Source organism: Pseudomonas guariconensis, from assembly GCF_015680235.1.
GTDB lineage: Bacteria > Pseudomonadota > Gammaproteobacteria > Pseudomonadales > Pseudomonadaceae > Aquipseudomonas > Aquipseudomonas guariconensis_A.
In genome coordinates this window covers 82,951-109,914 of the sequence record NZ_JADLJL010000016.1, presented here as the reverse complement: position 1 = coordinate 109,914, position 26,964 = coordinate 82,951, and the positions used below count along the sequence as shown (strand labels likewise).

General features: G+C 64.4%; 21 protein-coding genes and 2 riboswitches. Of the genes, 15 read left to right on the top strand and 6 right to left on the bottom strand.

The annotated features are described in order from the left end of the window. A partial coding sequence (locus IRZ56_RS13395; protein WP_419183259.1) for a FecR family protein occupies positions 1–419 on the top strand: 419 nt, incomplete at its 5' end. 77 nt (positions 420–496) lie between these two features. Beyond that, the gene (locus IRZ56_RS13390) at positions 497–2,947 is read left to right on the top strand and encodes a TonB-dependent siderophore receptor (RefSeq protein ID WP_196145384.1); all 2,451 of its coding nucleotides are present in this window, start codon (positions 497–499) and stop codon (positions 2,945–2,947) included. Positions 2,948–3,010: 63 nt separating this feature from the next. Here IRZ56_RS13390 and IRZ56_RS13385 read toward each other — a convergent pair whose 3' ends face one another. Further along, positions 3,011–3,598, bottom strand: coding sequence for a GNAT family N-acetyltransferase (locus IRZ56_RS13385; RefSeq protein ID WP_196145383.1), 588 nt, complete (start codon positions 3,596–3,598; stop codon positions 3,011–3,013). Positions 3,599–4,043: 445 nt separating this feature from the next. Between IRZ56_RS13385 and IRZ56_RS13380 the strand changes: the two genes are divergently transcribed. Genes IRZ56_RS13380 through IRZ56_RS13360 form a run of 5 tightly spaced genes read left to right on the top strand, consistent with a single transcriptional unit; the run spans position 4,044 to position 10,948 of the window. Beyond that, on the top strand, positions 4,044–5,438 hold the full coding sequence (locus IRZ56_RS13380) for a diguanylate cyclase domain-containing protein (protein ID WP_196145382.1): 1,395 nt from the start codon (positions 4,044–4,046) through the stop codon (positions 5,436–5,438). Positions 5,439–5,448: 10 nt separating this feature from the next. Beyond that, entirely contained in the window at positions 5,449–6,777 is a 1,329-nt protein-coding gene (locus IRZ56_RS13375) for a glycosyltransferase family 2 protein (protein ID WP_196145381.1), read from the top strand. Beyond that, positions 6,778–8,913 carry a TolC family protein gene (locus tag IRZ56_RS13370; protein WP_196145380.1) on the top strand — a complete coding sequence of 712 codons (2,136 nt, stop codon included), beginning with the start codon at positions 6,778–6,780 and terminating at the stop codon, positions 8,911–8,913. A gap of 7 nt (positions 8,914–8,920) precedes the next feature. Continuing rightward, positions 8,921–9,961, top strand: a complete 1,041-nt coding sequence (locus tag IRZ56_RS13365) for an HlyD family secretion protein (protein ID WP_196145379.1) — start codon at positions 8,921–8,923, stop codon at positions 9,959–9,961. A gap of 36 nt (positions 9,962–9,997) precedes the next feature. Continuing rightward, positions 9,998–10,948: an NAD-dependent epimerase/dehydratase family protein gene (locus IRZ56_RS13360; protein WP_196145378.1), complete on the top strand. Its 951-nt coding sequence runs from the start codon at positions 9,998–10,000 to the stop codon at positions 10,946–10,948. Positions 10,949–11,125: 177 nt separating this feature from the next. Here IRZ56_RS13360 and IRZ56_RS13355 read toward each other — a convergent pair whose 3' ends face one another. After that, positions 11,126–12,451 (bottom strand): sigma-54 dependent transcriptional regulator, encoded by a 1,326-nt coding sequence (locus tag IRZ56_RS13355; RefSeq protein WP_196145377.1) that lies wholly within the window; start codon positions 12,449–12,451, stop codon positions 11,126–11,128. Between the two features lie 325 nt (positions 12,452–12,776). On the opposite strand from IRZ56_RS13355, the gene IRZ56_RS13350 reads away from it, so the two are divergent. Then, positions 12,777–13,043 carry a hypothetical protein gene (locus tag IRZ56_RS13350; RefSeq protein ID WP_084858069.1) on the top strand — a complete coding sequence of 89 codons (267 nt, stop codon included), beginning with the start codon at positions 12,777–12,779 and terminating at the stop codon, positions 13,041–13,043. A gap of 116 nt (positions 13,044–13,159) precedes the next feature. On the opposite strand, the gene IRZ56_RS13345 is transcribed toward IRZ56_RS13350, so the two are convergent. From IRZ56_RS13345 to cobW, 4 genes are all read right to left on the bottom strand, one after another. Beyond that, on the bottom strand, positions 13,160–13,717 hold the full coding sequence (locus tag IRZ56_RS13345) for a VWA domain-containing protein (protein WP_230386117.1): 558 nt from the start codon (positions 13,715–13,717) through the stop codon (positions 13,160–13,162). A gap of 110 nt (positions 13,718–13,827) precedes the next feature. Then, entirely contained in the window at positions 13,828–14,841 is a 1,014-nt protein-coding gene (locus IRZ56_RS13340) for an ATP-binding protein (RefSeq protein ID WP_196145376.1), read from the bottom strand. A 1-nt stretch (position 14,842) separates the two neighbouring features. After that, positions 14,843–18,604, bottom strand: a complete 3,762-nt coding sequence (gene cobN / locus IRZ56_RS13335) for a cobaltochelatase subunit CobN (RefSeq protein ID WP_196145375.1) — start codon at positions 18,602–18,604, stop codon at positions 14,843–14,845. A 3-nt stretch (positions 18,605–18,607) separates the two neighbouring features. Continuing rightward, positions 18,608–19,675 carry a cobalamin biosynthesis protein CobW gene (gene cobW, locus IRZ56_RS13330; protein ID WP_196145374.1) on the bottom strand — a complete coding sequence of 356 codons (1,068 nt, stop codon included), beginning with the start codon at positions 19,673–19,675 and terminating at the stop codon, positions 18,608–18,610. Between the two features lie 97 nt (positions 19,676–19,772). Beyond that, positions 19,773–19,972, bottom strand: a riboswitch (cobalamin riboswitch). A gap of 123 nt (positions 19,973–20,095) precedes the next feature. Further along, positions 20,096–20,316, top strand: a riboswitch (cobalamin riboswitch). 93 nt (positions 20,317–20,409) lie between these two features. Between cobW and IRZ56_RS13325 the strand changes: the two genes are divergently transcribed. The 7 genes from IRZ56_RS13325 to IRZ56_RS13295 all read left to right on the top strand — a co-directional run bounded on the left by IRZ56_RS13325 (position 20,410) and on the right by IRZ56_RS13295 (position 26,945). Continuing rightward, positions 20,410–20,595 carry a CbtB domain-containing protein gene (locus tag IRZ56_RS13325; protein WP_196145373.1) on the top strand — a complete coding sequence of 62 codons (186 nt, stop codon included), beginning with the start codon at positions 20,410–20,412 and terminating at the stop codon, positions 20,593–20,595. 10 nt (positions 20,596–20,605) lie between these two features. After that, positions 20,606–21,295, top strand: a complete 690-nt coding sequence (locus tag IRZ56_RS13320) for a CbtA family protein (protein ID WP_196145372.1) — start codon at positions 20,606–20,608, stop codon at positions 21,293–21,295. 17 nt (positions 21,296–21,312) lie between these two features. Next, complete coding sequence (locus IRZ56_RS13315) at positions 21,313–21,705, top strand: cobalamin biosynthesis protein (RefSeq protein WP_196145388.1); 393 nt, start codon at positions 21,313–21,315, stop codon at positions 21,703–21,705. Positions 21,706–21,741: 36 nt separating this feature from the next. Next, positions 21,742–22,494, top strand: coding sequence for a precorrin-4 C(11)-methyltransferase (cobM, locus tag IRZ56_RS13310; protein WP_196145371.1), 753 nt, complete (start codon positions 21,742–21,744; stop codon positions 22,492–22,494). Positions 22,495–22,537: 43 nt separating this feature from the next. Next, positions 22,538–22,804 (top strand): DUF1272 domain-containing protein, encoded by a 267-nt coding sequence (locus IRZ56_RS13305; RefSeq protein WP_196145370.1) that lies wholly within the window; start codon positions 22,538–22,540, stop codon positions 22,802–22,804. 197 nt (positions 22,805–23,001) lie between these two features. Continuing rightward, a complete protein-coding gene (locus IRZ56_RS13300; protein WP_196145369.1) occupies positions 23,002–23,616 on the top strand; it encodes a response regulator transcription factor in 615 nt (204 codons plus the stop codon). 11 nt (positions 23,617–23,627) lie between these two features. Beyond that, the gene (locus tag IRZ56_RS13295) at positions 23,628–26,945 is read left to right on the top strand and encodes a transporter substrate-binding domain-containing protein (protein ID WP_196145368.1); all 3,318 of its coding nucleotides are present in this window, start codon (positions 23,628–23,630) and stop codon (positions 26,943–26,945) included. Positions 26,946–26,964: the final 19 nt, after the last annotated feature.

Sequence of the window (26,964 nt, the reverse complement as noted above, 5' to 3'; positions counted from 1 at the left end):
CCGGGCGCCTGTTAAACTACGCCGGGGTTGTCCCCTTGGCCGGGGGGCGCGGGTTTGTCGGGCCGGGGGGCGAAGCTCAAGCCTCGACCATTCTGATGCCGGGGCAGCAGGTCGACTCGATCGGCGGGCAACTGACGCCGGTCAGCAAAGTCGACGCAGCCACCGCCATGGCCTGGAAGGATGACCGCATCGTGTTCGAGCAGACGCCGCTGGACGAGGCGATCGCGGTGCTGCGCCAGTATCGGAAGGCGCCTATCGAGATGGGCGATACCAGCTTGGCGGCGCTCAAGGTGACAGGTGTCTTCGACGCCCACAAGGTCGACCGGTTGCTCGACCTGCTGCCGAGCATCCTTCCCGTTGCCGTGCTGCGCCAAGCGGACGGCGCCGTACTGGTTCAACGCAAAACGACAAGAAAATAATTCTCAAAAGCAGGTAGGGTTTCTGGATCTCCGTGGCGGCTATTTGGAAAAAGCCAACCTACAAAGGAACTCCAGACGTGCATTCTTCCTTCAGGAATCGCTCCCTACGCCTTTCGTTGCTGACCAGCAGCCTGCTCCTCGCGATGTCGGCGCAAGGTCGGGAAAAGGTGGACGTGGACCTGCCGGCCGCGCCGCTCGGGCAAGCCATCAACACCCTCGCCCACCAGTCCTCGGTGCAGATCATCTTTGCCGGCGACCTGGGTGAAGGCCGTCAGGCCCCTGCGATCAAAGGCCGGTTCACCCCGGAGCAAGCCCTGCAGAAGTTGCTCGAGGACAGCGGCCTGCAAGCGCAAGCCAAGGATGAGCACACCTTCATCATCGTTCCGTCCAGCGCGGCCCAAGATACCCCCGCCCCCACGCAAGCCGCCCCGAGCCAGCCTCTGGAAATGGCACAGATGGAGATCACCGCCTCACGCACCAGCAGTGACCTGGTCTCTGCGACCCGGCAGTCCACCGTCATCGAGCACGACCAACTGCAGGAGCTGCGCCAAGGCTCCGACAGCCTGGCCACGGTGCTGGCCAAGGTAGTTCCGGGCATGTCCGACTCCAGCCGCACCATCACCGAATATGGGCAGACCCTGCGCGGACGCAGCATGCTGATCATGGTCGATGGCGTGCCGCTCAACACCAACCGCGACTCCTCGCGCAACTTGGCCAACATCGACCCGGCATTGATCGAGCGGGTCGAAGTCATACGCGGCAGCAGCGCCATCTATGGCAGCGGCGCCACTGGCGGCATCATTTCCATCACCACCCGCCCCGCCGGTGGTGAAAACCGGGCCGAAACCAGCCTGAGCGCCACCTCACCCCTGAGCCGCCTGGGCAGCGATGGGCTGGGCGGTCAGTTCCAGCAGTATTTCGCAGGCTCCCAAGGGGCAGTGGACTACGCGTTCGACTTCGGTACCCGCCACGTCGGCGCCTCGTACGATGCGCACGGCGACCGCATCGCGCCGGAACCGAGCCAGGGCGACCTGTTCGACTCGAACATCTACAACATCGGGGGCAAGCTCGGGCTGCGCATCGACGAGGACCAACGGGTCCAGCTCGCGGTCAGCCATTACGACGCACGCCAGGACACCGACTACGCCACCGACCCGAGCGTCGCCAAGCTTCCACCAGGCTCGGTCCCGGCCAATGCGATCAAAGGCCTGGACCTGGACGAGCAGAACCGCATTCGCAATACCTTGGTGAACCTGGAATACGAGAACCTGGACATTCTCGGCAGCCGGCTTTCTGCCCAGGTGTACTACCGGGACTACTTCACCCGCTTCACCCCATTCGATGCCCGCGCCGTCGCAACCCGCGGCGGCAACGTCGATCAGGTGATGCAGAACAGCGAAGTGTTCGGCAGCCGCCTGACCCTGCGCACCCCGCTTGGCGAAAGCGGCAATACCGAACTGGTGTGGGGCGGCGACTACAACCAGGAGCGCAGCGACATGCCGCTGGACGTGTTCGACTCGGACGCCTACGACGCCAGTGGCGGCCTGGTGTTCGACAAGACCGGCAGGCTTACCTACATGCCGCCGCTCAAAACCCGAAGCGCCGGCGCGTTCGCCCAGCTGCAGCACCGTTTCAACGAACACTGGTCGATCGACGGCGGCCTGCGCTACGAGTACTCCACGGCCAAGTTCGATGATTTCGTCCCGCTGTCCGAATCCAAGGCGGCCTCTCCGGCAACGGTCAAGGGTGGCGACATCGACTACGATGCGCTGCTGTCGAACATCGGCATCGTCTATTCGCCGGTCACCGGCCAGGAAATCTACGCCTCCTTCAGCCAGGGCTTCCAGTTGCCCGACATCGGCATCCAGCTGCGCAACGCACGCCGTGGCTTCGATCTCGGCGCCTCGAACCTGGAGCCGGTCAAGACCAACAACTACGAGCTTGGCTGGCGCGGCGAGCTGGGCAGCAACACTCTGGGCACTCTGGCGCTGTTCTACACCACTTCCAAGCTGGGCGACGTACAAAGCTTCAACAACGGCCTGATCCTCACCCGCACCAAGGAGCGCGTCTATGGCGTGGAGGCCAGCGCGGACTGGCTCAGCGACGATGAAGTATGGGGCGCCGGAGGTAGCGCGACCTGGATGCAAGGGCGAGAGAAGCCGGACGGCAAGGGCTGGCAAGACATGACCGGCTATCGCGTCCCGCCACTGAAGCTGACGGCGTACATTCAGTACAAGCCGACCTTCGACTGGAGCAACCGCCTACAGGCCACGTTCTTCGATTCCAAGGATTATCGCCTCAATGGTGTCGACAGCTTCGGCCGCCACCAGGTCAGTACCTACACGACGGTGGACCTGGTGAGCCAGTATCGGCTCACCCCCGATGACCAGGTGAGCATCGGCATCCAGAACCTGTTCAATCGCGACTACTACCCGCTCTACAGCCAACTGCTGCGCAATAACAACAACACCAGCCACCTGCCGGCACCGGGGACTGTGTTGACCGCCAGCTATACGCACAATTGGTGATAGCGTGCCAGCCAGCGGGCCCATCGCGGGCCTGCTGGCCGGCATCGCATACCAGGTTCGGTGTCAGGCCTGCTCGGCTTCAACGCTGGGCCGATACATCAGGTAGGCGTCCCCCGCCACCCGTACCAGCGGATGTGGCGCGATCTGGCAGGTCTTGACGATGCCGAAGCCCTTGCGCTCGTAGAAGCGCCGGGCCCCAGTGTTCTCGGCATAGTCGATCAGGCTCAGGCCTTTGAGCCCCAATTGGTCGGCCCTTGCCTGGGCAAGCTCCAGAAAGCGCGCGCCCAGGCCCTGGTTACGCCAGCCTTCATGCAACGCCAAGCTCGAAATGTAGAGCGTGTCGGGTACTTCCATGTCGGCATAGGGCGCCAGCACCGGGTCGGTCACAGGCTCGGCTGCAGGGTCGTGGTACATCGCATAGCTGTGCATCATGCCGATCACGCGCCCCTGCGCTTCTGCGATCAGGCAATTCTGGTACGAAAAATCCACGTCATCTCGCGCATAGCGGATAGCGCCGACATCCAGCAGCGCCTGCCCTGGCTCAGCCAACTGGCTCCAGATGTAATCGGCTACACCTTCGGAAGTGATCTGGAACAGCCTGGCGATATCACGGGCATCCGAGCGGCGAGCCGGACGAAATTCAACGGTCATGGGTACGCGTCCAAAGGGATGAAGGGGCTCTTATAACGGTCAGATCCGGGGCATTTCAATCCGCTGGTCGATTGTCTCGTCAACACGTCGTACCGAGGCATTGGCGTGACGTAACCAGGCAATGAAAGCCCTCTGGCATGCACCGGCCAGTGTCATCGGCTCTGTTCAAAAAAACGGCTCGAATTCGCCTGTCCACCCAATTGCGAAACCGTCATTTTTTGAACGGATAGCTGCACTTTTCCCAAAGAACCTCACCTGTTTGCTCTAATCCGCTGAAATACCGTGTCTCAATTCTGAACCCTCATCACAGTTAAAAAGTCAAATTTACGTCACAAACGTCAAAAATATTAATCACAAAAAATTATTAGCGGTTTTTTGACGCAGTCTCTATAGTCGCCGGGTTTCTGACTGCACGTTGTTCGTTTGACCCACAAGGAAATACAACATGCCAACCCCGACTCCTCGTATCGCAGTACTGGGCGGGCTGGTGTCGAGCCACAGCGGCGCGACACTGGACTGCTTCGCCGACCTCGAAAGTCTGCTGGCCGCTCCGGTATTCGATGTCCTGCTGATCGATCAACCCGCCGCTGTCGCCAGCCGGTCCCTGCATACCTTGCGCAGCGCCAGCCCCTACCGCTTCCATTTGATCCATTGTTGTCGCGACCTGGACGACAGCTGCATCGCGCTGAGCGATGGGCCAGTGCCTGCCGACCTGGACGAGCTGACAGTACGCTGGCAGCTCTGGCAGTCACGTTACGCCCGCTTCGAGGCATCGGCCGCGGCCGATCGCTTCGAAGGCCGGGTACTGGCTTGGCTGTGGATGCGTGCCAGCGCACAGGTCCTTGCTGTACGCGATCCTAGCGTCGCCCAGCATTACCGGTATCCCTTGCTCGAGGCGCTGGCCGGCGAGGAACAGGTCAGCAGCTTTGCCTGGCTGAGCCTGATGGCGCAGCAGGACTGGCTCGAAGAGGGCGACATGCTCGACCGCATCCGACTGTGTGGCGACTGCGGCTCCGGACGCTTGAACTATGTCGATGTCTGCCCCGAGTGCCAGGACCTGGACATCTCCCGGCAACCGGCGCTGCATTGCTTCACCTGCGGCCATGTGGCGCCCCAGGACGCGTTCATGAAGAACGCCATGCTGCTCTGCCCCAACTGCCTGAAACAGCTGCGACACATCGGCAGCGATTACGACCGCCCGCTGGAAAACTACTGCTGCCGTGGCTGCAAGGCGTTCTTCGTCGACGCCTCCGTGCAGGCGCGTTGCATGGATTGTGGCCAGGTCCATGCGCCGGACCGTTTGCGCGTGCGTGAAGTTCGCCATTACCGCCTGACCGAGGCCGGCCGCCTGCGCTGCCGCCAAGGCCTGGACAGCGAAAGCGGCGACATCAGCCACTTCAACCGGCTCAATCTGCTCGGCGGACGAGCCTTCCACGATCTGCTGAGCTGGCAACTGCAGATCGTCCGCCGCTACGAGCCGTCGACGTTCTCGGTGCTTGGCCTGCGCTTCGTCAACCTTGGCCAGACCGTCACGCGCCTGGGCGAACACCGTGGCCATGCCTTCATCGACAGCCTGGTGGCACGCCTGCAGGAAGCCCTGCGCGAAACCGACCGGTGCTCGCGCGGCACCGAGGAAATTCTCTGGGTCCTGCTGCCGCACACCGGTTCGGAAGGGCTGGACACGGTCAAGCGGCGCCTGGGTCAGGTCGCGGAGCTGTTCAGCGACCCCGAGGTGAGCAGCATCAGCCTGCGCATCTCCAGCCTGACCGCGCCCCAGGACCTTCACGGCGACGAGAATGCCGAACTGCTGCTGGCCCGCGTGGCCAGTGGGTTGGCATGAGGAGCACACCATGCCGCCGTTTTTTGAGCAGCTCTATAACGCGCTGTACCCGCTGACCGGGCCCGATGGCCTGAGCCGCGTGTTCCTGATGCTTTTTCCCTATTTCCTGTTGCTGGAGCTGCCCTTGATCCTGCTGGTGCTGCTGGGGGTGCTGCGTTGGTTCGTGCGCCGCCACGCCTCCACACCGCAGGTCAACCAGTATTGTCCGCGGGTCTCGTGCATCATCACCTGCTACAGCGAAGGGATGGATGTTCAGAAAACCCTGCTCAGCTTGTGCGAGCAGACCTACCCAGGGCATATCGAGCTGATACCGGTGGTCGATGGCGCTACCGTCAACCAGCCGACCCTGCAGGCGGTGCGCAGCTTCCGCCTCGATTCACAGCTGTATCCCAAGCGCCACCTGCGGCCAATCGCCAAATGGCAACGCGGAGGGCGCGTGTCGTCGCTCAATGCGGGGCTCTCGCTGGCCAGTGGCGAAATCGTCATGGCCTTGGATGGCGACACGTCGTTCGACAACAACATGGTCAGCTCGATCGTGCGTCATTTCGCCGACCCCTCGGTACCGGCCGTGGCCGGCAGCCTGCGGGTGCGCAATACCTGGGCGTCGGTATCGACGGCGATGCAGGCGCTGGAATACCTGCTGTCGATCCACATGTCCAAGATCGGCCTGGCCGAATGGAACCTGGTCAACAATGTGTCCGGTGCCTTCGGTGCCTTCAGGCGCAGCTTCCTGGTCAAGATCGGCGGCTGGAACACCCATACCGCCGAGGACCTGGACTTGACCCTGCGAATCAAGAGCTACTTCGCCCGCCACGACCTGCGCATTCCGTTCGAGCCGCAAGCCGTCGGCCACACCGACGCGCCGGTGACCTTCCGCCAGTTCCTCATGCAGCGCCTGCGCTGGGACGGCGACCTGTTCTTCCTCTACGTGCGCAAGCACAACCACAACATCAACCCGACGCTGCTGGGTTGGCCGACCTTCATCATGATCCTGCTCAGCGGCTTCTTCTTCCAGTTGGTGCTGCCGTTCATCATCGTCGGCTACCTGCTGCTGGCGGTGTTCGTGCTGCCGGGCACCACATTGTTCGTGCTCGCAGCGTTGATCTACCTGCTGTACCTGTCGATCACCCTGGTGCTGTTCCTGGTGATGCTGCTGATGGTATCGGACCGGCCGCGCCAGGATGCACACCTGGCCGTGCTGGTACCGGTGTTCCCCTTCTTCATGCTGATCATGCGCTGCTGGAGTGCGGTGGCCATGCTCAACGAGATTTTCCGTCGCGGCCATGAGGAAAGCAGCATGGCGCCTTGGTGGGTCCTCAAGAAAGCCACGAGGTTCTAGATGCGTTCATTTCTTCTGGTATTGACCTTGTCCATGACCAGCGGCCTGGCCCATGGGCAGCTCCTGACACTCCAGGAGCTGCTCGACCGGCAGCAGGACACCCCCCTGGCCCGGGCAGGCGCCGCCGATCTGCGCGCCTTGCAGGCTGAAGCCAAACTGCACGAGGACCGTGCCGGCTGGCAGGTCTTCGCCGGTGCCAGCGCTGGCCGGTTCGAGGAACTGGTCACCGAGGACATCCGCGATGACTACTATGGGCGCAACCTGAACCTGGGCGTGCGCCACCCGTTGCTCGGCAGCCTCAACCGCCAGCTCGAACTGCTGGAGAACAACCAGTACGAACAGCAGCGCCAGCAAATGCGCCAGGCGCTCGAGCGTTCCAGCCGGCGCCTGGCATTGCGCAGCGCCTATGCCGACTGGTGGCGGGCGCAACAGGAGCTCGCGCTGTGCCGATCGCTAAAGGCTGGCGCCTCGGACGCCGCGGGCAAGATCCGCATGCGCCGTGAAAAAGGCTGGCTGCGCGACTCCCAGGCACAACTGCGCCTGAGTGAATGGCAGGTCATGACCCAGCGTTGCGACGACCTGCCCCAGCTCGAGGCGGACATACGCGCAGACCTGGCCCTGCTCAGCGGCCAACCGATCCCCGAAGGCGCCCAGGCCACTGCCGAACCCCTGGCCCTGGCACCGGAACCGCTCGATCGCTGGCAGGCCGTGCTGGGCCGTCACCCCCGCATCAGCGAAAAGCAGAACCTGCTCGCCCAGGCCGATGCCCAACGCGATAGCCCCTGGTACAACGCCATCGACTCGGATGTGATCCTCGCCGGCAGCAAGGAATACCGCAGCGGCTCGGACAAGTCCGGCAGCGGCCTGTTGGTGGCGTTGAACTTCTCCATGCCCTTCGACGTGGTCGGCAACAGCCGTGCGCGCAAGCAACTGGCCCAGGCCCGCTACGATGCGGCCAGCGAACGCCTCGAAGCAGAACGCCAGACCCTGGGGCTTGAGCTCAACAAAGCCCTGCGCGCCCAGCGTGCCGGGCAGCTCACCCTCGAGCAGCGGCGTCAGCAACGCAGTGTCGTCGCCCAAGCCCTGGAAGAGGAGAAACGGCGCAACATCGGCGGTGGCGACGATGGCTTCGATGGCCAGCTGATGGCCCAGCGGCTCTACTACCAGAGCGGCCTGGACCTGATCGCGGCCTGGCACGCCGCCTGGTTGCGCCAGGCCAATCTGGACCTGCTGCTCGAAGATGCGCCCCAGGCCGATCAACTGCTCGGGCGCGAGCGGCAGCAATGGACCACCCTGAATGATTCCGCGACCTCGCTGACGCTGGCCGCGGCACCGCCGCTGCTGCCCCTTTCTGTCGTGCGCGATGCGCCCATTCGCACCGCCGGTTGGAACCAGGGCACCTATGTCTGGAACAGTGCCGCCCTGCTCGACCCACACCGCCGCCCTGCCGAACTGCAAGCCTTGCAGCAGGCCGGCATGCAGAAGATCTACCTGGGTCTGGATGCGACGCAAGTGCGTAACCTGCCCACTACCCGGCAAGCGCTGGAACAACTGCTGGCCCAAGCCTCTGGCCAAGGTCTTCAGGTGAGCCTGCTGCTCGGTGACCCGAGCTGGATCGAGCCGGCCCAGCGTCACGAACTGATGAGCCTCGTGAAAAAACTCGACGGCCTGGCCTTCGACAGCCTGCACCTGGACCTTGAAGTCGAACAGCTCGGCTGGCCGGTGCCCGAGCAGCGCCTACGCGATTGGCTGGACACACTCAAGGCTGCCGTGCAGACGAGCCGGTGGCCGGTGGAAATCGCCAGCCACCCACGCTGGTTCGAACCCGACCCGCCGACCAAAACCTGCGTGCCCTGTGCCTTGCCTGGCGTCGGTGTACGCCAAGTGAGCGTAATGATCTACACCAGCAACAGTAAACGCGGCATCCAGCGTGCCAATGCCATCGCCAAGCGTTGGCCCGACCTGAGCTTTCGCCTGGTCCAGAGCGTCGAGCCGCAGTTGCTCAAGACCGAGAGCTGGGCCGGGCAGCCGCCCGAGCGGCTGCAACAACAGGTAGCCCAGTGGCGCAAAGACTTGTCTCCCCAGGGAATTGTCGGGATCGACTGGCAAGCCTGGGCTGATTATCCAAAACGGTGAAAGGCTCATGAATATTCGTTTTGACAGCCCCAAAGAACTCAACCCGACCCACGATCACGGCTTGAAGGTGCTCTATGCGCCGGGCAAGCGCATGGCGTTTCGCCTGCGCTGGTACCTGATCCTGTTCCTGGTCGCCAGCCCATTGTTATGGTTGCTGGGCAAGCTGTTGTTCAGCCTGGTCCTGATCGATGCACCGGCGCAGTTGCGCCTACCCATCGAGGAAGTGCGTGCCAGGGATGCCGGCCGGATCGAGCAATTGCATGTGACGGCGGGCGAGCAGGTCCAGACAGGCCAGTTGCTGGTCAATCTGGACAATCCCGAGTGGCGCGTACGCCTGCAACAGCTGGCCGCCATGCCCACCGAGATGCCGACTGTGGCGGACTCCGAATGGGTCAGCCGCGAAAGGCAGTCGCTGCGTGCCAGCGCGGGACGTGCCGCGCAGCAGGTGCAGCAGCTGTCGGCCCTGCTCGCCCAAGGCGCGGCCACTCGCGGCGAGCTGATGACCGCGCAGGCGGAACAAGACAGGCGCCAGGCCGAACTGGCCGCCTTCGAGCGTCGCGAACAACTGACCCGCCAGCCGCGCGAGTTCGACCGCCAGCTGATCGAGCAGAACGCCGAACGGCAATGGCTGCAGACCCGACTGCAGGCGCTGTCGTTGGTCGCCCCCGAGCCTGGACGTATCGCCGAGGTATTGGTCACGCCCGGCGAGAATGTCGGCCCTGGCACCTTGCTGATGCGCCTGGAGCGCGTCGGTGATCCATTGCTGTGGATCTACCTGGAGCCGCACAACATCGGTTATGCCGGGGTCGGCCAGCCGCTGCAAGTACGCATGCCGGACGGCAAGTGGCTCGACGCCCATGTGGTCCAGGCGGTGGACAGCGCCGGGCGCACGCCGGTGGTGCTACGCGGCCCGTTCGCCGCCAGCGAGATGGGCCTGCAGGTGGCGGCACGCTTCGACCAGCCGCTGTCGCCACGCTGGCGTATCGACCAATTGCCGCTGCATGTGCGCTTCCCCACCAACTGGAAGCGCACCCTGGGCTTCGACTGACCCGGTGGGTCTCATCCAATCGTGGAGTAAGCAACAATGCCTTCCGAGAAAATCCTGGTTACCGGCGGGGCCGGCTTCATCGGCTCGCACCTGGTCGAAGCCCTGCTGGAAAAAGGCCATTGCGTGCGGGTGCTGGACGATCTGTCGACCGGCAAGTTGAGCAACCTGCCCGTCGACAACCCACGCCTGAACGTGGTCATTGGCGATGTCGCCGATGCCGAAACGGTCGCCCAGTCCCTGAAGCATTGCACGGCGGTGGTCCATCTGGCCGCCGTGGCCTCCGTGCAAGCATCGGTGGACGACCCGCTGCGCACCCACCAGAGCAACTTCATCGGTACCTTGAACCTGTGCGAGGCCATGCGCGAACGGGGGATCAAACGGGTGGTGTTCGCCTCCAGCGCGGCCATCTACGGCAGCAACGGCCAGGGCAGCGCCATTCATGAAGACACGCCCAAGATGCCCTTGACCCCCTACGCCTTCGACAAGCTCGCCAGCGAACACTGCCTGGGGTTCTACCAGCGCCAGCACGGCCTGGAACCGGTGATTCTGCGCTTTTTCAATATCTTCGGTCCGCGTCAGGACCCAAGCTCGCCCTACTCCGGGGTCATCAGCATCTTCAGCGAGCGGGTCAATACCGACAGCCCGATCACCATCTACGGCGATGGCGAACAGACCCGAGACTTCGTCTATGTCGCCGATCTCGTGCAGATTCTGGTCCAGGCCGTGCAAAGCCAGGCGATCAGTCCGGAGCCGGTGAACGTCGGGCTCAACCGCGCCACCAGCCTCAATGACCTGGTCGCAGCCCTGAGCCAGGCCACCGGTAAGACCCCCGAGCTGCGCTACGATGCCGGGCGCCCGGGCGATATCCGCCATTCCCGTGCCGACAACAGTCGCCTGCTGGGCCAGTTCGCCCTGCCCACGGTGACCGGGCTGGAACAAGGGCTGACGCGCCTTTTGGCCAGTCTCAAGAACGCTGATCGCCGGTAACCCCGCGCCACACCCAGCCCCTGTAGGAGCGGCCTTGTGCCGCGAAAGGGCTGCGAAGCAGCCCCGACAGAGGTGCATCAAGGCCAAAATCCTGGGGCTGCTCCGCAGCCCTTTCGCGGCGCAAGGCCGCTCCTGCAAAGCCTGCATCCGTCGATACGACAGGGTTACCCGGGAATGTCAGCGGATCTGGTGCTTGTGCAACAAGCGATAGAACGTAGGCCGGGACACCCCCAGCACCTTGGCCGCGATACTGAGGTTGTCACTGTGCCGGTCGAGCACGTCGCACAATGCCTGGCGCTCGGCACGGTGCTTGTAGTCCTCCAGGGTGCCCAGAGGCTGGTCCTCCTGTTCGACGCCCTGCAACCCCAGGTCCTGGGCCTCGATCTGCCGCCCTTCGGCCAGTACCAGGCCACGCCGCACCCGGTTGGCCAACTCGCGAACGTTCCCAGGCCAGTCGTGCCGGCCCATGGCCGCAAGCGCGTGTTCGCTGAACGAACGTGGGCGACGGCCGGTCTCCACGCTGTAGAAATGGGCAAAGTGGCTGGCCAGCATCGACAGGTCGCCATGCCGATCACGTAGCGGCGCGGTGACAACCTGCAACACGTTCAACCGGTAGTAAAGGTCTTCCCGAAAGCGCCCCTGGACAATGGCCTTCTCCAGGTCTACGTGGGTCGCGGCCAGGACTCGGACGTCCACGGGGATTGGTTGGTTCCCGCCGACCCGCTCGATATGCTTTTCCTGCAGGAATCGCAGCAGGTTGGCCTGTAGCTCCAGCGGCAGGTCGCCGATCTCGTCGAGGAACAGGGTACCGCCGTTGGCCGCCTCGATACGCCCCACCTTGCGCTGGTGGGCACCGGTGAAGGCGCCTTTTTCATGGCCGAAGAGCTCCGACTGGATCAAATGCTCGGGAATGGCGCCGCAATTGATAGCGATGAACGGTTTGTCGCTGCGTTGCGACTGACGATGCAGGGTACGCGCCACCAATTCCTTGCCCGTACCGCTCTCGCCTTGGATCAGCACCGGTGACTCGGTCGGCGCCAACTTGCCCAGCAACCGGCGCAAGTCGCGGATCGGGCGGCTCTCGCCGAGCAGTTCGTGCTCCGGCTCGTCGACCCGCACCGTGCCCTTGCCACGCAAGCGTGCCATGCCGAAGGCCCGGCCAAGGGTGACCTGTACCCGCGACACATCGAACGGCAAGGTGTGGAAGTCGAAAAACCACTCGCACACGAAATCTCCAATGTTCTGCGTACGCAGCTCCTCGGCGCTGAGCACGGCGATCCATTCGGTGTTGCTGCGGGTGATCAAGTCCTTGACCGCTTCGGGGTGACGCAGGTGCGAGGCCTGCAGGCGCAACAGACCGACATCGCACCGCTGCTCCAGCGCCAAGGCCAGGGTACAGCTGTGCACATCCCAGCCGACGCTGCGCAGGCCCGGTAGTAGACGGTGGCAATCGTCGCACGGGTCGACGATGAGCAGGCGGCGTTGAGCGGTCGGTTCGGGCATGACTGTTCCTTGGCGCCAAAAAGTGGTTTTTTAAGTAGAAACAGTAAGTTGCAACGTCCGACTTAACAGTAGCAACGAACCTCGACAACCCCATGACCGTTTGTCCGCCAATGGCGGCCCCCCGCCGGAGACCTGGGAATCTTTCAACATTTCGGGCGTCACAGGTTGCGCGACTTATCATGCGACCTTTGAAAAAATTTTTAATGGCTGTGTGACTTCAACCCCGACTTGGAGCATCAGTACGAATAACCCCGCGCTGCGCACCTCTGATTATCAAGCAACGCGGACATCACTTCGCTGTTTGGGACCATAGAGAGACCGAACCATGAACGCCCCGCTCCGTGTCAACGAAGCACTGCTGATCGCCGACCACGCCTTCGAACCCTTCCAGTGCGTAGCCTGGGATGCACCCAACGGTACTGGTGAGCTAAGCCTGGCAGTGATCGACCGGACCAGCACGCGTATCGGCAGCAAGCAAGTATCCTCGCGTATCTATTCCGACCCTGCGCAATGGGCCAGCCTGATCGAGGAAGTGCGTGCCGAACTTTGCGAAAAAGGGTATGACCTGCAACCTTGGTCGATGCCTGAATAATATCGACGGCCAACACAAGTGCGTGCCCGCTCACGCACTTGTGCAACTTTCCCTCTGCCCTGCTGGCAACTTTTTATTTGCGGCTTATTGTCGCAGCCGATACTTCCTAAGCGTGATCAGCCCAACGGTTTGAACTGCTCGATGTGCCAATATTCGGCCTGCAGTTGCGTGGCCAGTTGCCGCCCCCGCCCCACACGCACCGCCGCCCGCTCCATGTCCACCAGCACCGTCGCACACGGCATCGGCTGAAGGGGGCTCCAGCGTTGCAGACGGCCATCGGTGAGCACCAGGCAGCGCCGGGTTTCCTGGGGGTGGCGCTTGTCGCGCGCCAGCAGCCAGCGCCGCGCGTCTTCCAATGCAGCGATCAGCGGCGTACCGCCGCCTGCACCCAGCGCCTGCAACCACGGTTGCAGGGCCGCCGATGCCTTGAGCCCATGACGCTGCCAGCGCGGCGCACCACCGCTGGCGGTCAGCAGGGCCAGGCGGGCACGCTGACGGTAGGCCTGGTCGAACAGTTCGGCCAGCAGCCCCTTGGCGTGGGCCAACGCCTGGTTGCGTCGGGTGGATGCCGAGGCATCGACGATCACCAGCCACAGCTGCGGCGCCTCGGCCTGACGCTGTTGCCAACACAAATCCTGGCGTTGCCGCGGCCGCCCCTTGAGCAAGGTGGGCAGCCAGGCGACCCGCGCCGAGCCGCCGCTACTGGCCCGGCCTCGAGCGGCGCCGGCGAGCGTTCCTGCCTGTGGCCTGGCATCCGCCTCCTGTGCAGCGTGCGGGCGGATGCTCAGGGCTTTTTTGCCCAGTTCGGCACCTCGCGCCGCACACCATTGCTGACCGCCTGCGGCGCCAGTGCCCCCCAGTCGCCCTCGCCGCCCTGAGGACCTGCATGGCCGCCATCCGGAGGCGGCGCACTGGTCGGGGCATCGGCCGGTGGCGATTCGCGACGCCGATGACGCAAGGCGAAATCCGCCACGGCCTGGACGTCGCCCTGTTCTATCGTCGCTCCCCCTCGCCAGGCGGCGTGGGCCCGAGCCGCGCGTAGCCAGACCAGATCGGCGCGCAGGCCATCGACACCGGCGCTGAAGCAACCTTCGGTGATCCAGGCCAGGGCCTGGTCATCCAGCGGAATCTGAGCCAGGCGTTGGCGAGCGGCCTGACAGCGCTCACGCAGTTGTGCCTGGGCGTCGGCCCACTGCCTGCAGAACGCCTGCGGGTCGCTGTCGAAGGCGAGGCGGCGGCGAATGATCTGCTGACGCGCTTCTGGTGGCGGCAGCCCTTCGAGGGCCACATTCAGACCGAAGCGGTCAAGCAACTGCGGGCGCAGCTCGCCTTCCTCCGGGTTCATGGTACCGATCAGCACGAAGCGGGCGTCATGGCGATGCGAGATGCCATCGCGCTCGATGCGGTTGGTGCCGCTGGCAGCCACGTCCAGCAACAGATCCACCAGCGGGTCGGGTAGCAGGTTGACCTCATCGACATAAAGCACACCGCCATCGGCCTGGGCCAGTACGCCGGGAGAAAACTGCGCCTTGCCCTGCCCCAGCGCGGCATCCAGGTCCAGGGTGCCGACCAGCCGTTCCTCGGTGGCCCCCAATGGCAGGGTCACGAACGGCGGTGTGTGCCCAGGCGCCTGCAACAGGTCGGCGAGGCCACGGGCCAAGGTGCTCTTGGCCATGCCCCGAGGGCCTTCGATCAGCACACCACCAATCTTGGGGTCGATCGCAGTCAGGCACAGGGCCAGCTTGAGGTCGTCGGCCCCCACCACGGCGGCCAGCGGGAATTGCAGGGGTTCGTTCATTTCAGGCTTGTTCCTCGCCATCGAGCAGTTGTTCCTCGAGCGCTTGGCGATAGTCGCCCGGCGCCGCCCACAAGCCGCGCTGCTGGGCTTCGAGCAAGCGTTCGGTGAGGTCGCGCAGGGCCTCGGGGTTGTGCTCGCGCATGAAGTCACGGGTCGCCGGGTCGAGCACATAGGCATCGGCCAGGGATTGGTAATGGTGATCGTCGATCAGGTGTGTGGTGGCGTCGAAGGCGAATAGGTTGTCGACCGTCGCCGCCAGTTCGAAGGCACCTTTGTAGCCGTGGCGCTTGGCGCCGTCGATCCACTTGGGGTTCAAGGCTCGAGCGCGGATCACCCGGTTCAGTTCTTCCTTGAGGGTCCGGATGCGCGGGCGGTCGGCTTGGCTGTGGTCGCCGTGGTAGCTGGCCAGGGTTCTGCCGGCCAGGGTTTCAGAGGCAGCGAGCATGCCGCCTTGGAACTGGTAGTAGTCGTTGGAATCGAGCAGGTCGTGTTCGTGGTTGTCCTGGTTGTGCAGCACCGCCTGCACGTGGCCCAAGCGCCGGGCGAACTCAGCTCGGGCCGGGGTGCCCTCGTCGGCGGCGCCATAGGCATAGCCGCCATGATTGAGGTAGACCTCGGCCAGGTCGTCGCGGGTATGCCAGAGCCGACCATCGATGGCGTTTTGCACGCCGGCACCGTAGCTGCCGGGCTTGGCGCCGAACACCCGCCAGCCAGCCTGGCGCGCTGCCTGCTCGAGGTCTACGCCTTCGGCCAGCAACGCCTCGCGTTCGCGTCGCACGCGGGCGGCCAGGGGGTTGAGGTCTTCAGGCTCGTCCAAGGCTGCCACCGCCTGCACAGCGGCGTCGAACAGGCGGATCAGGTTGCCGAAGGCGTCGCGGAAAAAACCCGATACGCGTAGGGTCACGTCCACGCGCGGACGATCGAGCAGGCTCAAGGGCAGGATTTCGAAATCGTCGACCCGCTGGCTGCCGGTGGCCCAGACTGGGCGCACGCCCATCAAGGCCATGGCTTGGGCGATATCGTCGCCGCCGGTGCGCATGGTCGCGGTGCCCCATACCGACAGGCCGAGCTGGCGCAGGTGGTCGCCATGATCCTGCAGGTGGCGCTCGAGGATCAGGTTGGCCGAAGCGAAACCCAGGCGCCAGGCGGTGGTGGTGGGCAGGTTGCGTACGTCGACGGTATAGAAGTTGCGGCCCGTGGGCAGAACGTCCAGGCGCCCGCGGCTGGGCGCGCCGCTCGGGCCTGCTGGAACGAAGCGCCCGGCCAACGCGGCCAGCAGGCCGTCGATTTCCGCGGCGCCGCAGCCGTCCAGTGTCGGCGCCAGCGTGTCGACCAAGGCCTGGAGCACTGTCGCGACCGGTTGCCAGGCGGGTTCGTCGGGTAATTGTAACTGGCCCGCCAAGGCCTGCTCGATCAGTGCCAAGGCCAAGAGCTCGAGGCGCTCGCGGGTATCGCCATAGGTGCGCCAGATCGCATCGTCGAGCACTTGCAAACGTTGCGGCCGCGGGCCTTGCCACGGTTGACCGAGGTCACAGTCCAACGGGTCGAAACCCAGGGCCATGGCCTTGGCCAGAGCGCGGACAAGGCTTGCATTCGCGCCTTTGCCGTCGCCCCGCTCGACACGTAGCAGGGCCAGCAGGGTGTCGCGGCGCAAACGCCCTCGCGGCGACAGCCCGAACACGTGCAGGCCATCGCGGATCTGCGACTCCTTCAAGTCGCACAGGTAGGTATCCAACCGCGGCAACCACAGCGCGGCATCGTCCAGTTGCCCCTCGAGCTGAAGTTCACGGTCGATATGGTTGGCCTTGACCAGCTCGAGAATATCTCGCTGCAGTTCGCGAGCCCGGCGCGGGTCGAGCAACTGCGCCTCGTAGTATTCGTCGGCCAGACGCTCCAGGTGGCGCAGCGGCCCGTAGGTTTCGGCGCGGGTCAGCGGCGGCATGAGGTGGTCGATGATCACCGCCTGGGTCCGGCGCTTGGCCTGGGCGCCCTCGCCCGGGTCGTTGACGATGAACGGATAGATGTTCGGCAGCGGGCCGAGCAACGCGTCCGGCCAGCACTCGGCAGACAAGCCGACGCCCTTGCCGGGCAGCCATTCAAGGTTGCCGTGCTTGCCGACATGGATCACTGCGTCGGCGGCATAGCCGTTGCGCAGCCAGAAGTGGAACGCCAGGTAGCCATGCGGCGGCACCAAGTCCGGGTCGTGGTAGACCGCGCTGGGGTCAACTTGGTAGCCGCGGGCGGGCTGGATGCCGACGAAGGTCAGGCCATAGCGCAGGCCGGCGATCATCATCCGGCCACTGCGGAACATCGGGTCCTGTTCCGGCGAGCCCCAACGCTCCAGCACTGCCTGCTGGTTCGCCTGCGGCAGCGAGGCAAAGGCCTGCTGGTAGTCGGCCAGGCTCAGGCTCTGGGCACAGGGGCGCTGGTCGAGGTGGTCCAGGTCGTTGGTCACGCCACCCAGCAACTGGTGGATCAAGAGGGTGCCGCTTTGCGGGAGGTCGGTTACCGAGTAGCCCTGCCCTTGCAGGGCCTGGAGGATATTCAGCGCGGCACCGGGGGTGTCCAGGCCAACGCCGTTGCCGATGCGCCCATCGCGCGTCGGGTAGTTGGCCAGCACCAGAGCCACCCGCTTCTGCGCATTGGGCAGGCGCGCCAACATTACCCAGCGACGTGCCAGTTCGGCGACGAAGTCCATGCGCTCGGGGTGGGCGCGGTAGCAGACCACATCCGACTGGCTGCGTTCGCTGCGCCAGGCCAGATCCTTGAAGCTGACCGGCCGGGTGATGATGCGTCCATCCAGCTCCGGCAAGACGATATGCATGGCCAGGTCGCGGGCGCCCAAGCCCTGTTCGCTGTCCTCCCAGGCCGGCTGATTGTCCTGGGCGCAGATCGCCTGGAGCACCGGGATGTCACGCCGCAGGGGACGCAGATTGGGCTGCTCCGGGCTGGACAGGGCAAAGCCGGTGGTATTGATCACCACTTCGGCCCCGGCCTCGTCCAGCCAGGCCTCGACTTGCGCCAGGCAGGCTGCCTCCTTGAGGCTGGCCACGGCGATTGGCAGCGGGTTGAGCCCCGCGGCCTGCAGGCGCTGGCAGAACACATCGATGAACGAGGTATTGGCCGCCTGCAGGTGCGAGCGATAGAACAGCACCGGCGCCACAGGTCGCTCGGGGTGCCACTGGGCATACCAATCCTGGAGGGTCGCGCGGGGCTTGCCGGGGTGGTAGACGCTGGTGCGGGGCAAGGAGTGCGGCTCGTCCCAGGCGTAATCACGCTCCAGCCAGAGGCTCGCCAGGCAGTTGAACAGGTTCAGGGCATTGGCCTTGCCCCCCTGGCGCAGGTAATGCCACAGGCGTTCAGCCTGTGCGCCGGTCACCGTGCCCAGGCCGGTCAGTTCAGGGTCCGGGCGGTCGTCCCCGGGCACCAGGATCAGCTGCACGCCACGGGCGGCCAGCGCCACCAGTTGCTCCACACCATAGCGCCAATAGCCGACTCCGCCATGCAGCGATACCAGGATCACCTTCGCGTGGCGCAGCACCTGGTCTACATAAAGATCGACCGAGGCGTGGTTCTGCACCTGCATAGGGTTGGCCAGGCGCAGGCTAGGGAAATCCTCCGGCAATTGCTCGGCGGTTTCGGCGAGCAGCGCCAGGTGCGAGTCGCCGCTGCAGAGGATTACCAGCTCGGCAGGCGTCTGGCCGAGGTCGGCGATGCTGTCGTCCGGCACGAAGCCGCCGGGCTGGGTCCGCAGCAAGTGCATGGGTCAGGCGCCCAGGGCCTGGCGCAGGCGTGCTTCCAGGTGCGCGGCGTCCAGTTCCTGGCCGATCAGTACCAGGCGGGTGATGCGCGGTTCATCGGCGCGCCATGCACGGTCGAAGTGTTTGTCGAAGCGGGTGCCGACGCCCTGGATCAGCAAGCGCATGGGCTTGCCAGGGATGGCGGCGAAGCCCTTGGCGCGCAGGATGCCAAATTCCACCACCAGTTGGGTCAGTGCATCGAGCAACAAGCTCTCGTCCGCCTCCGGCAGGTCGATGGAAATGGAGTCGAAGGCATCGTGATCGTGGTCGTCGTGGTCGTCGCCGTCGTGATGGGCGTCATGGTGGGTGCGGCGACCGTCGATGTGCGCCTCGGCCTCGGCACCCACCCCAAGCAGCACCTCAAGCGGCAGACGACCGCTGCTGGCCTCGATCACCTTGACCGCCGGCGGCAGTTCCTCGAGCACCTCGGCGCGGACCTTGGCCAAGCCTGAGGCATCGATCAGGTCGGCTTTGTTGAGCACCACCAGGTCGGCGCTGGCCAGCTGGTCGGCGAAAAGCTCGTGCAAGGGGGACTCATGGTCCAGGTTTGGGTCGAGCCTGCGCTGGGCATCCACCTGGTCGGGATAAGCCGCGAAGGTACCGGCGGCCACCGCCGGGCTGTCGACCACAGTGATCACCGCGTCGACGGTGCAGGCGTTGCGGATTTCCGGCCACTGGAAGGCTTGTACCAGTGGTTTGGGCAAGGCCAGACCGCTGGTTTCGATGAGGATGTGGTCCAGGTCAGCGCGACGTGCCACCAGCTCGCGCATAACCGGGAAGAATTCTTCCTGCACGGTGCAGCACAGGCAGCCGTTGGCCAGTTCGTAGACACGGCCGCTGGCCTCCTCCTCGGTGCAACCGATGCTGCATTGCTTGAGAATTTCGCCATCAATACCCAGCTCGCCGAACTCGTTGACGATGACCGCGATGCGCCGGCCCTGGGCGTTGTCGAGCATGTGCCGGAGCAAGGTGGTCTTGCCCGAGCCGAGGAAGCCGGTGACGATGGTGACGGGGAGCTTGGCCAATGTTTTCATGTCGCGATGCCCTAGGCAGATGGCGCGGGCATGCAGGACGAAAGCCGCGGGCCTGCTGGCCGGGCTCGTTCGCCACCGGATCACCCCGCCCGGTTGAAAGTCGAAAACGTCGCGAGGCAGGTCTCCTGGCTTGCACCGTACCGGCCGGGGCCGGTGTAACGACGCCTTCCCGCGCCTGGACGCAGTGGCTGTGTCGATCCTGTTCAGTGCCTACAGTTGCGGGGGCAGCCGCGGCTTGGACCGCGTTCCCGTCTTAGCTGCGGCCAACGCCGCAGAACCTCGAAGCGGCAAGGCTACGCAGTGGTGGGTAGGCGGTCAACCATCAGCGCAGTATTCATGTGCCACCGACATCAGGACCGTCTCCCTCCATGCCCGCTCACGCCTCACCCGCCAATTGACGGGAAATCGGCCGCATGCTTTGCTTGCACCTTGCGTTCAGGTGCCCCTTCGGGGGTGAAACGGGAAACCGGTGCGTCGCAGGCCCCAAGGGGCCGGGCAAGGCCGGTGCTGCCCCCGCAACGGTAAGCGAGTGCGCGTCTTGACCACTGTGCCGCGTCGTATGGCATGGGAAGGTGACGCGATCCAGGGAGCCTGCCTCCTCCTCGCCAGCCCGGAGACCGGCCTGACGTCGAATGAACACCCCGCGGTGGGCGGGTGCTGTCGTATGCCCTGGGCAAGCCTTGCCCAGGCGTGACGCCTGTACCCGCCGCCCATAAAAAGCAGAGGAACGCGTCATGTCCGTCACCAGTGCCAAACACAGCATCGCCACGCCTGTCAGCCTCAGCCAGCGCGTGATCCTCGCCATCGGAGCCAGCCTGCTGGGCTTGTGCCTGGTGTACTTCGCTGGCTTCTCGCACATCGAGGCCGTGCACAACGCCGCCCACGATACCCGCCACAGCGCCGCCTTCCCCTGCCACTGAGTACGCCTGCATGATCAAGCGCATTGCCCGTACCGCCGGCTTCAGCGGGCTGCTCGCCGCCCTGTTGCTTACCCTGTTGCAGAGTCTTTGGGTCACGCCGCTGATTCTCCAGGCGGAAACCTTTGAAAGCAGCGCCCCGAACGCCGAGCACCACGCCCATGGGGATGGCACGGTCGCACATACCCACGATGCCGAAGCCTGGGCCCCGGAAGACGGCTGGCAACGCGTGCTGTCCACCACCGGCGGCAATCTGGTGGTGGCCGTCGGTTTCGCCTTGATACTTGCAGCGCTGTATAGCCTGCGCGAGCCAGGGCGGGTAGCCACCGGGGCACTGTGGGGCCTGGCCGGCTTTGCGGTGTTCTGCTTGGCGCCGACCCTCGGGCTACCCCCGGAACTGCCCGGCACTGTCGCGGCCGACCTAGGCCAACGCCAGGCCTGGTGGGCCGGTACGGCGGCTGCCACGGCCGCGGGCCTGGCGCTGGCGGTGTTTGCCCGGCATTGGCTGTTCAAGGTGCTCGGCGTGGCCTTGCTGACCGTTCCCCATCTGGTAGGAGCCCCTCAAACAACCGTTCACGAGAGCTTGGCCCCCGAAGCCCTGGAAGCCCAGTTCAAGCTTGCCTCCTGGTTGACCAATGCGGCCTTCTGGCTCGCCCTCGGCCTGCTCAGCGCCTGGCTCTATCGTCGCGCCAGCCAGGCCTGATGACGCGCGCTACCCTGTTGCCGGCGTTCTACGCCGGCTTTGGGTGCCGCAAAGGCTGCCCGGCTGACCTCCTCGAACAGCTCCTGCGCGACACACTGTCTGCCCATGGCCTGCAACTGGCCCAACTGCAAGGGATCGCCAGCATCGACCTGAAGGCCGGCGAAGCTGGGTTGCAGGAACTGGCCAGTCGCCTCGGGGTCACCCTGACGCTGTTTCCGTCTGCGCAATTGCACGCCTTCGAACCGTTGCTCAGCCACCGCTCGCGCGCCGCGTTCAACCACAGTGGCTGCTGGGGGGTCGCCGAAAGCGCAGCATTGGCGCTGGCCGCACAGAGACAAGGGCCGCCTAGGCTGCTGGTGCCACGCCAGACGAGCGACCGCGCTACCGTTGCCTTGGCGTGCAGCCGATAATCACTATTCTCAATTGCCTTTCTGCAAGGATTTCCCATGACGGTCTTTTTCATCGGTGCCGGCCCCGGCGATCCGGAATTGATCACGATCAAGGGCCAGCGCCTGATCCGCCAATGCCCTGTGATCATCTATGCCGGCTCCCTGGTGCCTGCGGCCGTCCTGCAAGGCCATAGTGCTCATACGGTGATCAACAGCGCCGAGTTGAACCTCGACCAGATCGTCGCAGCCATGCGCAACGCGCATGAAAAAGGCCAGGACGTAGCTCGCGTGCACAGTGGCGACCCGAGCTTGTACGGGGCTATCGGCGAGCAGATCCGCCACCTGCGCGAGCTGGGCATCGATTACCAGGTCATTCCGGGCGTCACGGCCGCTGCGGCTAGCGCAGCCCTGCTCGGCTGCGAGCTGACCTTACCGGAGCTGGCGCAGACAGTGATTCTCACCCGCTACGGGGACAGCTCGCCCATGCCCGCAGGCGAGCAATTGGCTGACCTCGCCCGGCACCGCAGTACGCTGGCGATCCACCTGGGCGTCAAGCACCTTGAACGCATCGTTGCCGAGCTGCTACCCCACTACGGCCCGGATTGCCCGATTGCCGTGGTACACCGCGCCACCTGGCCGGACCAGGACTGGGTGCGTGGCACCTTGCAGGATATCGTCGCGCTCACGGCAGCCAAAGGTTTCCGGCGCACGGCCCTGATCCTGGTGGGTCATGTACTGGGCGACACCCCCTTCGCCGAGTCGGCTTTGTACCGGGCCGGGCATGCTCACCTCTATCGCCCGCTGGGCTAAAGTCCAAGATCATTCCTACAAAAAACGACATGAGGTTACACAGATGCTCGAACTGCGCCCCAATTGCGAATGCTGCGACAGCGACCTGCCAGGCGACAGCCCCGACGCACGGATCTGCTCGTTCGAATGCACCTTCTGCCGGGCATGCGACGAGCAGCATTTCCAAGGACGTTGCCCGAATTGCGGCGGCCAGCTGGTGCCTCGGCCAACACGTGTCGGAACCGCCCTGCTGAACAACCCAGCCTCACGCCAACGCGTCATAAAGTCCCATTCCCGTTGCCCCGAACCGGTGAATAGGGACGCGAATTGACCCTGACTGTCCAGCCTGTATCATTGCCATACCGCTTGTAGGACTTTTCAACAAATCCTCTTAGTTTATTCAACGACCCTACGCCTCCCATTACTATACCCCCCGAATAAACGTATCTTGCGCGCTGCCGCGCAGGTCCCAGAGGGTATTCCTGCGGGATTTCAGGAAACGGACCACATTCCTACAGGAGTTATCCAATGACAACCGTTCTGATGGTTGACGACCATCCAACCGTTCGACTCGCAGTACGCATGTTGCTCGAACGTGAACGTTTTCGCGTCATCGGTGAATCAGGAGACGGTATCGATGCCGTGCAGCAGGCCCGCTTGCTCCGCCCCGACGTGGCGATACTCGACATCGGCCTACCTGGCCTTGACGGCATGGAAGTGATCAAGCGACTGCAATTGCTTGAGTCTCCGCCGAAGATCATGGTACTCACCGGTCAACCTGCCGACCTTTATGTACGTCGCTGTCTTGATGCCGGGATCGCCGCGTTCGTCAACAAGGATGAAGACCTGGACGCCCTGGTGTTCGCGTTGAAGGCGCTGGTCAAGGGCTACTCGACCTTTCCACAGATGTCGGTCAACAGCAGTTCGCTGGAGAGCGAATGCGAGCGCCTGGGGAGCCTTTCGAACCGTGAGATGGAAGTGCTGCGTCGCCTCAGCCGCGGGGAGAACAACAAGTACATCGGCGAGTCCATGAACCTCAGCGCCAAGACCATCAGCACCTACCGGGGTCGCATCATGGACAAGCTCAAGACCGAATCGCTGGTCGAGATGGTTGATCTGGCCAAGCGCAACCAGGTCGCTTGAACACGCTCTGCATGAAAAGCGTGCTAGGGGCTCTTTGGCTGGGCTTGTGCCTGATAGCCAACACTTCGCCAGCAGCGAGCACGGATAGCGAGGCTCGCCACCTGCTGGCGCGGTCATTGAGCGTCGCGCCGCCCTTGCCGATGGACCCGGTCGACCGGCAATGGCTGGAGCGGCGCAAGACCCTGGTGCTCGGTAGTTCGAAGCCGGACTACCCCCCGTTCGAAATCAACACCAGCCTCACCGATTACGAAGGGATCAGCGCCGACTATGCCGGCCTGATCGCCAAGCAATTGGGCGTGGAGATCGAAGTCCGGCGCTTCCCTGATCGCCAGGCGGCCATCGACGCGCTCCGTGCAGGCAGCATCGACCTGCTGGGCAGCTCGAATGCGTTCGAGGCCGCCGATGCGCAAATGGTGCTCAGCCAACCTTATGCCGAAGACCTGCCGGTGATCGTCAGCCGGCAAGATCGGATGCTCGCCCTGCACGCCAAGGACCTGGCCGGCTTGCGCCTGGCGATGGTTGATCACTACCTGCCGCAAGCCAAGGTCCGCGAGCAATACCCCCAGGCGCAGCTACGCCTGTATCGCTCGACCCTGGCAGGGCTCTCGGCCGTGGCACTGGGCGAGGCGGATGCCTACCTGGGCGATGCCATCAGCACGGACTACCTGGTTGGCAAGAGCTTGCAGGGACTGGTGAAGATCGACCATTTCAGCCCGCTGGCAACGGATGTATTCGCCTTTGCCCTGGCTCGCGACAACCCACGCCTGCAGCGCCTGGTCGATAGCGCCCTCTCCCGGATCAGCGACAGTGAACGGCTGGACATACTGCGCCGCTGGAGCACCGGAAACACCAGCCTGCTACTGAAAAACCACACCGGCGCCCTGACCGACGAAGAGCAGGAGTGGATCAAGCGAACCCCGAAAATCCGCGTACTGGTAAATAGTTCGCTCGCCCCCCTGACCTTCAATGACGCTGCACATAACCCCAGCGGTATCACGATCGACCTGCTCAAGCAGATCCGCCTGTTGACCGGCCTACGCTTCGAAATCGTCGAACGCGACTCGATCCAGGAAATGGTCGACGAGGTGGCCGAGGGCAACGCCGAGATGATCGGCGCCCTGGGCTATGGCCCCGAACGGGCGGCGCGCCTGCGCTATACCCGCCCTTACCTGGTGAGCCCGAGGGTCCTGGTTACCCGCAGCGATGCATACTGGGCCGGCGGCCCCACCGCGCTGGACGGGCGACGGGTCGCACTGCTGCGCGGCTCCCCTCAGCGGGAGGCGCTGCGGCAGAAGTATCCCGGCGCACGTCTGGTGGAGGTGAATACCCACCTCGAGCTGATGGAAGCAGTAGCCAATGGCAATGCGGATGTCGCGCTCAGCTCGCACATCAACGCCAGCTATTACATTACCCATGTGTTCAAGAACGCCCTGCGCATCGCCGGCCTACAGAGTGACGAACCGGCGGTTGCGGCCTTCGCGGTGGCGCCCAACCAGTCACTGTTGCAATCGATCCTGAACAAGACGCTTTTGAGCATACCGCCCGAGGAACTGGACCAGGTGGTCAACCGCTGGCGCACCACCACCGTGGTCAGCGACAGCCCGTGGCGCAACTACCGCACCCTGGTATTGCAAATCGTCGCGCTGGCGGTCCTGCTGCTGGCCGGCGTGGTGTTCTGGAACACCTACCTGCGCAAGCTCATACACCAGCGCACCGAAGCCGAACGCGCCCTGCAGGCCCAGCTGGCCCTGAGCCGGAGCTTGCTGGAACAACTGCGCCAAGCCAAAGACGACGCCGAACAGGCCAGCCAGGCTAAGAGCACCTTCCTGGCGATCATGAGTCACGAAATCCGCACCCCCATGAACGCCGTGATAGGCCTGCTCGAGCTGGCGCTGGAAGACAGCCGACACGGCCGCAGCGACACACAGGCGCTACAAACCGCACACGGCTCGGCGGTGGGCCTGCTTGAGCTGATCGGCGATATCCTCGACATTTCGCGCATCGAATCCGGCCACCTGACCCTGCAACCGGCGCCCACGGACCTGGTGGAGCTGGTCCGCTCGACCCTGCGGGTGTTCGAAGGCAATGCTCGCATCAAAGGCCTGCTCCTGGACGCCGAACTGCCACAGGCGCCGGCCTGGCTGCAAGCCGACCCGGTGCGCCTGAAGCAGATTCTTTCCAACCTGATCAGCAATGCCATCAAGTTCACCGACCACGGCAGCGTGAAGGTCAGCCTGAGGCTTACTCCTGATGCGTCCAGCGCAACGGTTCGCGTTGCATTGGCCGTGCAGGACACGGGAATCGGCATAAGCCCTGAGGACCAGGCGAGGCTATTCAATACCTTTGCCCAGGTAAACGGGCCTCAGGCCCGCCAGGGCGCAGGCCTGGGGCTGGTGATCAGCCGCACCCTGGCCGAGCTCATGGGTGGCCAGTTACAGCTGCACAGCGTGGAAGGCATGGGCACCCGGATCGAAGTGGAACTTGCCTTGCCGCCTGCCACGCCACTGCCTCGGCACGAACGCCCCGAAGCCGCCCTATCACAGGCGAGCAAGCCGTTGAATGTGCTGGTGGTCGATGACTATCCGGCCAACCTCCTGCTGCTGGACAAACAATTGGCCACCCTGGGGCATCGGGTCATCCAGGCCGAACAGGGTGCGGCAGCCTTGGCGCTGTGGGAGGCCGGTAGTTTCGACGTGGTGTTGACCGACTGCAGTATGCCGGTGATGGATGGCCACGAGCTGACCCGACGGATCCGTGCCCTGGAACGCGAGCGCAACCTACCGCCTTGTCGGATTATTGGCATCACGGCCAATGCCCAGGCCGAGGAGAAGGCTCGATGCCTGGCCAGCGGGATGGATGATTGCCTGTTCAAGCCTATCGGCTTGCAGGCGCTCAAGGCCCACCTGCCCCAGGCGAGGCCGCAGCCGCTGGCGAGCGTCGAGCCAGCAGCACCTGCCGCGCCCAGCCCGGTCGACGCCCCGGCCACCGGCTTCAATCTCAATGAACTGCGTCACCTGACCCAGGACGACGAGACGCTCATTCGCCGCCTGCTGGACCAGCTTGCCCATAGCGCCAGCGAAGACCTCGCCGCGCTGCGGGCCCTGGGCGACCCGCCTGGGGACAAAGCGACCCACGCCCTGGCCCACCGTATCAAAGGCGGTGCCAAGATGCTCAAGGTGCGTGGTGTGGTAGGCGATTGCGAAGCGGTCGAGCACGCCGTCGCCCACGGCCAGCCAACCGGGGCCGCGTTGCGCCGCCTCGAGGCCAGCCTAGAGACCCTGCTGGGGGAACTGCGAGAAAGTCTCGCCAGGCTCGATGGGCCGGCTTGACCCCTCGGCTTGCCGGGCC

Coding starts and splice junctions, on each gene's coding strand:
- IRZ56_RS13320 (WP_196145372.1), top strand. CDS start 20,606: ATGATCAAGCGCATTGCCCGTACCGCCGGCTTCAGCGGGCTGCTCGCC.
- cobM (WP_196145371.1), top strand. CDS start 21,742: ATGACGGTCTTTTTCATCGGTGCCGGCCCCGGCGATCCGGAATTGATC.
- IRZ56_RS13385 (WP_196145383.1), bottom strand. CDS start 3,598: ATGACCGTTGAATTTCGTCCGGCTCGCCGCTCGGATGCCCGTGATATC.
- IRZ56_RS13365 (WP_196145379.1), top strand. CDS start 8,921: ATGAATATTCGTTTTGACAGCCCCAAAGAACTCAACCCGACCCACGAT.
- IRZ56_RS13350 (WP_084858069.1), top strand. CDS start 12,777: ATGAACGCCCCGCTCCGTGTCAACGAAGCACTGCTGATCGCCGACCAC.
- IRZ56_RS13305 (WP_196145370.1), top strand. CDS start 22,538: ATGCTCGAACTGCGCCCCAATTGCGAATGCTGCGACAGCGACCTGCCA.
- IRZ56_RS13380 (WP_196145382.1), top strand. CDS start 4,044: ATGCCAACCCCGACTCCTCGTATCGCAGTACTGGGCGGGCTGGTGTCG.
- IRZ56_RS13325 (WP_196145373.1), top strand. CDS start 20,410: ATGTCCGTCACCAGTGCCAAACACAGCATCGCCACGCCTGTCAGCCTC.
- IRZ56_RS13370 (WP_196145380.1), top strand. CDS start 6,778: ATGCGTTCATTTCTTCTGGTATTGACCTTGTCCATGACCAGCGGCCTG.
- IRZ56_RS13295 (WP_196145368.1), top strand. CDS start 23,628: ATGAAAAGCGTGCTAGGGGCTCTTTGGCTGGGCTTGTGCCTGATAGCC.
- cobW (WP_196145374.1), bottom strand. CDS start 19,675: ATGAAAACATTGGCCAAGCTCCCCGTCACCATCGTCACCGGCTTCCTC.
- IRZ56_RS13375 (WP_196145381.1), top strand. CDS start 5,449: ATGCCGCCGTTTTTTGAGCAGCTCTATAACGCGCTGTACCCGCTGACC.
- IRZ56_RS13360 (WP_196145378.1), top strand. CDS start 9,998: ATGCCTTCCGAGAAAATCCTGGTTACCGGCGGGGCCGGCTTCATCGGC.
- cobN (WP_196145375.1), bottom strand. CDS start 18,604: ATGCACTTGCTGCGGACCCAGCCCGGCGGCTTCGTGCCGGACGACAGC.
- IRZ56_RS13340 (WP_196145376.1), bottom strand. CDS start 14,841: ATGAACGAACCCCTGCAATTCCCGCTGGCCGCCGTGGTGGGGGCCGAC.
- IRZ56_RS13300 (WP_196145369.1), top strand. CDS start 23,002: ATGACAACCGTTCTGATGGTTGACGACCATCCAACCGTTCGACTCGCA.
- IRZ56_RS13355 (WP_196145377.1), bottom strand. CDS start 12,451: ATGCCCGAACCGACCGCTCAACGCCGCCTGCTCATCGTCGACCCGTGC.